The sequence below is a fragment of the Thermococcus sp. genome, from assembly GCF_027052235.1.
Lineage (GTDB): Archaea > Methanobacteriota_B > Thermococci > Thermococcales > Thermococcaceae > Thermococcus.
On record NZ_JALUFF010000023.1, the window covers coordinates 1 to 4,914 of the forward strand.

General features: G+C 51.5%; 3 protein-coding genes. All 3 read right to left on the reverse strand.

Annotated features, from left to right (window positions below; all coding sequences use genetic code 11):
* A partial coding sequence (gene cmr3, locus MVC73_RS02280; RefSeq protein ID WP_297506497.1) for a type III-B CRISPR module-associated protein Cmr3 occupies positions 1 to 768 on the reverse strand: 768 nt, incomplete at its 3' end.
* A complete protein-coding gene (gene cas10 / locus MVC73_RS02285) occupies positions 765 to 3,728 on the reverse strand; it encodes a type III-B CRISPR-associated protein Cas10/Cmr2 (RefSeq protein WP_297506499.1) in 2,964 nt (987 codons plus the stop codon). The genes cmr3 and cas10, both read right to left, overlap by 4 nt.
* A partial coding sequence (locus MVC73_RS02290) for a hypothetical protein (RefSeq protein WP_297506502.1) occupies positions 3,725 to 4,914 on the reverse strand: 1,190 nt, incomplete at its 5' end. The genes MVC73_RS02290 and cas10, both read right to left, overlap by 4 nt.

Consider the following 4,914-nt stretch of genomic DNA (forward strand, 5'->3'; position numbering starts at 1 on the left):
AGTTCCGGCCTTGAATTCAAAGCCGGCAAACCTTGACTCGCCACCGAGCTTCAGGAGGCCATTCTTCCCGATGGTGTTTTCAATTACTTTCTCATCGTCGGGTTCAAAATAGACCAGGATTGCTGTCCTTTCCAGGGCTTCTTTTTCCACGTTCTCCCAAAGCCTCAGGGCAGATATCCTGTAGAGGAGTCCTTCCTCGGTTGTTTTTTTCTCGTTGAGTCCGATGCCGATTCTGGTTTCCCGCTCATAAACGTCCTTAACTTCTCTTATGTTGGCCTCGATAGGAAAGCCGTCGTTAAGGTCTCCCGACAGGTATCTCTCGAGGACTTCGGCGGTTATGAAGCCCCTCTTTGGCCCGAAGTGGAGGACCTTTTTTCCTTTAACCTCTGCGACCACCCCCATTCTCCCGTCCGGAAGGTGGTGAACTCTCAGGGGGGCAATCCCACCCTCGACTTCAACGAGGTCCATTGGTAAGGCAAAGAGTGGCCTAGCTTCGCCTTCGCCGTTGGTCCTCTCAAAGCCAAAGAACGTCCCGAGGATGGAAAAGTTCGGCTTCCAGTTTTCAGGAGTGGGTATTTTCTTAACTCCTCTGTCAGTTTTCCTGAGGTTCAGAAGGTCAAGCCTGCCCTTCTCAAAAACCGCCCCCATTATCGCCCCGGCTATGGTGTGGGGTAACGGTTCGATGCTCTCGGCAACGTGGTTCTCTCCGGCCGAGAAGTCCCTGCTCTCCCTGAAGAAGAGAATGTCATAGGGGGAAATTTTCATCATGCTCCCACCCCCATTTCAAGGAGAACCTTGAGGAGGTAAGCCGCGCCCCTCAGCTGTTTCCTGAGGACGAGGCCGGCGATTTCTCTGGCCAGGTCTTTGCCCACTCCGGCCGATGAAAGCTCCTTCTCCAGTTCCCGCTCCAGACGTCCGAACCAGAAACCTCCCCTTGCAAGACTTCCCTCCAAATCCTGGAGTTCCCTTTTTAGGTCCTCAAAGCTCTCGTCGGGCTCCTCCCTCTCGGGGTCGTCAGCTATTATCCGCTCTATCGAGCCGTTGAGCCTTCCGGTGAGCATCCGGAGGGCCTTTTTGCCCGGATCTATGCCGAGTTCTTTAACCTCCCTTTCACTCACCTTTACCCTGACGTGCCTTGCAACCCACAGGAACTCGGCGAACCTGTTGAATACCTCCCGCTCCTTTTCTTCCCCGTAATTCGAGTGTCTCATCAGCTCATACTTGAGAAGGTTGAGCACGGCCCCGGTGTTATTGGGCCATGTTTCAACCCCTTCAGCTACCTCGTAGATTATCCTGTTGCTCAATCCCTTTTCATTCTCCCTTAGCTCCTTCAGGAGGGATTGAAGCGGAGGGATTTCTTCCGCGTCATTTTTATTGTCCTCCTCGCATCCCCTCTCATTCAGACCCTCGAAGAGTCCCCAGTTGACGACAATCCTGTAGTAACTACCGCTGTGCTTGAGGTAGCCTATGGCCAGGGCGTTCCTTCCGCTTTCCTTCGCCAGGTGTTCCAGCTCGTTAACCCTCCTGACGGCGCTGTAGAGCGGTTCCTTGTAATAAACCACAAGCAGACCGGCGCTCATGCTCCTCGTGTGGCCCTGGAGGGGTTCGTATCCATCCCAATCCGTTCGGAAGTGCTCCTGGAGGCGATGGGCCAGCTCGACGCTCCCATCCGCTGGAACGAGGGCGAAAACGTCGTCTCCACCCGCGTAGAGGAGCTCGGCATTCCTGTTCATGCTCTCCTCTGGCACCTTTCCAACGGCGAACCCGCTGAGGGAGCGGGTTATGGCTATGTGTATCGGCGGTGTGACAGGTCTCGGAATGTCGGGAGCTTTACCAAGGGAGTACTCGCGCAGGGACTTCACACCTTTGGTTCCGCTTATTACCTTGCCCATGTTGTCGCCGTCCATCTTGAGGATGGCGTAGTACTTGGGGGGCTCGCCTATTAGTTTGGCCAGTTCTTCCACGGCATCCCTTATTCCCTCTATATTAACTCCCTTAAGGCGTGGATCATTCTCGTCCGTGCCGTAAACCTTGGCGAGGGTTTTCGTGTCTCTGAGGTTTTCTATGTAAAGGACCTCACTGTTGGGTGCCAGCCTCTTGAATGGGAGAAGCAGGGCGCTTGAAAGTGAGTAGAGCTTAGGGGTCAGTTCAGCTACTCGGGACCCACCAAACTTTGGGGGTTGGGATTTTTCAATTTCCAGATTGTGGAGAATCCATTTGTACACATCGGCCCACGTTACGGGTTTTCTTCTGTCATTCTCCTCAACGTAGAGCTCTCCCTTGATACAGCGCTCTATTGCCTTTTCAGTGGGTCTTCTGATAGCCACCTCGCTGACCGAGGCGAAGGCCATCCTATCGAGATAATTGCCCTCGAAGTGCTCCTTAATGAGTTCGCCCAGATGGGCATCTGAGACCCTAGGATATTTCTCAACCCACAGCGGGTAGAACCTCCGGTAGAACCTCTTGACAAGGCAAAGCGGACAGAGGCGCTCTCCGGTTTTTATGTCGTAGATACCCCTGCTGTGCAGGGTCTTAACGAAATCCCTCCATTCCTCCCTGACGGTTTCATGATTGGCATCCCCACCTATCGCCAGGTGTTCACCGCAGAGGGTGCACTTAAACCCGGCATCCTGCTCGGGCCTTACGTAATCCCTCGACTTGAAGTCAGTTAGCTGGTCCAGGAGGAGGAATAGCTCGGAGTAGGAGTGGATTTCGCTCTCCTTCTCGTCTTTAATGGCCAGGAGATACTTTTTGAGGTTCTCGGAGATGACTCCTGAGGGGTCAAGCTGTTTGAGGGGAATATCCTCGAGGGTAATGGAGAAGTAGCCCGCCAGGGTTTCCACATACTTCTCGTCCCACTCAAAGTGCTTCCCCATTTCGTAGAAGTTCCAAGCCGCTTTGAAGAGATTCACAAAGAAGGACGTTATCCTCTCCCTTATCCTCTTTTCAAGGGATTCCAGGTTAGCGTTGGTAGGAACTATCGCCAGAACCTTGTTGGGCATGTTGCCTATCATTAGCTTTTGCTCGTCCTCGAGTTCCCCGAGCTCGTGCTCGAAGAAGGGCTGTCCCCTCATGTGGGGGAAGATTATTGAGTGCGGGCCGTATTTACGCCAGAGTTCAGAGATTGCCAGATACGTCAGCAGGCTGAGGATGTGGCTGCCGGCCCATAAATCCCTCTCGGTTCTCGCGTTGGCTATGAAGCCCTGAACCGGGGAGAGCTTGAAGCGGATTAGTTTAACATCTCCGGCTTTGAGGGAGGCGTAAACGTCGAGCCTGCTCAGCCAATCGTGGTCCGGAACCATGGGGTCTGCTGGAAAGTGGACGAGTTCTTCAGCCATAGCGGGGTTAAAGCCGTTCTCCTCGAGGGCTTTTTCGTACTCCTCCCTCAGGAGCCCAGGAAGGCGATTCCAGAGTTTGGCAAACTTTTCTATTGAGCCTGCGTTTCTGATTCCCTTCGCGACTATTTTTTCGGCCCTCTCAAGGGCATCAATGAACCTCCTCTTCTCCTCATCGCTCGCCTGGAACCAGAATTCATTGATGTTTTTGAGCTCCTTCTCCTTGGCACTTATCGGATGCCTGAGGACGAATTTTTCGGGTTTTCCATTGGCTGGATAGCTGGAGAGGTGTTTCCATTCCGAGGGAAGGGGTTTTCCTTCATCCAGGAGGGAGCCGAGTATCTTTGAGGGGGCAACCTCGAGAAAAGCCTGAGCGTAGGTTTGGGGTATCATGGATACACCTCCACGAATCCCCTTTTCTTAAACTCGTCAACAACGTCTGATGTAATCCAGTCCACAAAATCCTCGTTAGTGAAGGGAGTTCCCCGAGAGGTGAGAATTTTAATGATGGCCTTTTCATTATTCCTTTTAGATTTCCGTTTAGACTCGGCTATAAACTCGCCTCTATGCATTGGGAGGTACTGGTAAGGGATGATAACGACCATGGGATAATAACTTTCATTAATCTTCTTAACCGTAAGGATAACCGATGAAGCCCTGCGCGAGAACTCTTTCTCTTTTCCGTTTTCCCGACCAATCCCCTTCACCCCGGTTCCCCAGTAGTTGGCGTATATCACAGGTGTTCCGAAGTAGTATCTGTACTCGGTGTATGTTTCTCCCCCCTTGAGAGTCTCGATAGCTTTGTGGGAAAATTGGCGGTCTGAAAATTCAAATCTTACCCCGCCCTCATACATCCTCCTTGAGCGATTATAGTGGCCCGCGTAAGCTTCTTGAAGGGATTCAAGGGCATCCATAAACGTCCGATGGGGGTTCTTTGAGACCAGAATTTGGAACCCGGATAGATTTGGAAACGATGGCATCTGAGAATGCTGTCCAAAAGTCTTTCCAAACATCCCTCCGGTGGATTCTTCAAGAACTTCATTCCAAAGAACCGTTTTGAGGTCACGGGGAGTGGCAGTTTCGAGAGTTTTTAAGAACCCCTTTAGAGTTTTGTCAATGTCTTTATCGCCAAATGAGACTTTTGTTATCCTTAAACTTCCAGCTCCCCTCCTTGCCCTGAACCCAAACCCACCGTAAGTCACGGCCAGCCACAGTGAAGTGGAAGCCAGCACAAACGCATCTCTATCCGGGGAACTTATTGTGACCTGAAATCTGGAGCCTGGTGGGTAGTAAGTGGGAATTCTTACTCGGACTCTCTCTTTCAGTTCGGAGGTCAGTTTTCCTAAGTTAACTCCCTTCCTTTGGAGTATCCGATCAAGTTGTCTTTTATCCCCAAATTTATTTTTTATCCCGTGTTTGTTGAGGACAGCTTCAAGTTCATTCTTTAAGAATTTTTCAAGTCCCATTTTGACTGAGAAGAACAGGTAATTAGCCATGTTGTACGGAAAGTCGAACCACACATTCAGCTTGGTTCCTCTCCCGTTGGGCACAACTTTAACACTTTCAACCTTGACCAGGG

What these genes read in the sequence shown, in the direction of transcription:
- cas10 (WP_297506499.1), bottom strand. Translation starts at nt 3,728, where the DNA reads ATGATACCCCAAACCTACGCTCAGGCTTTTCTCGAGGTTGCCCCCTCA.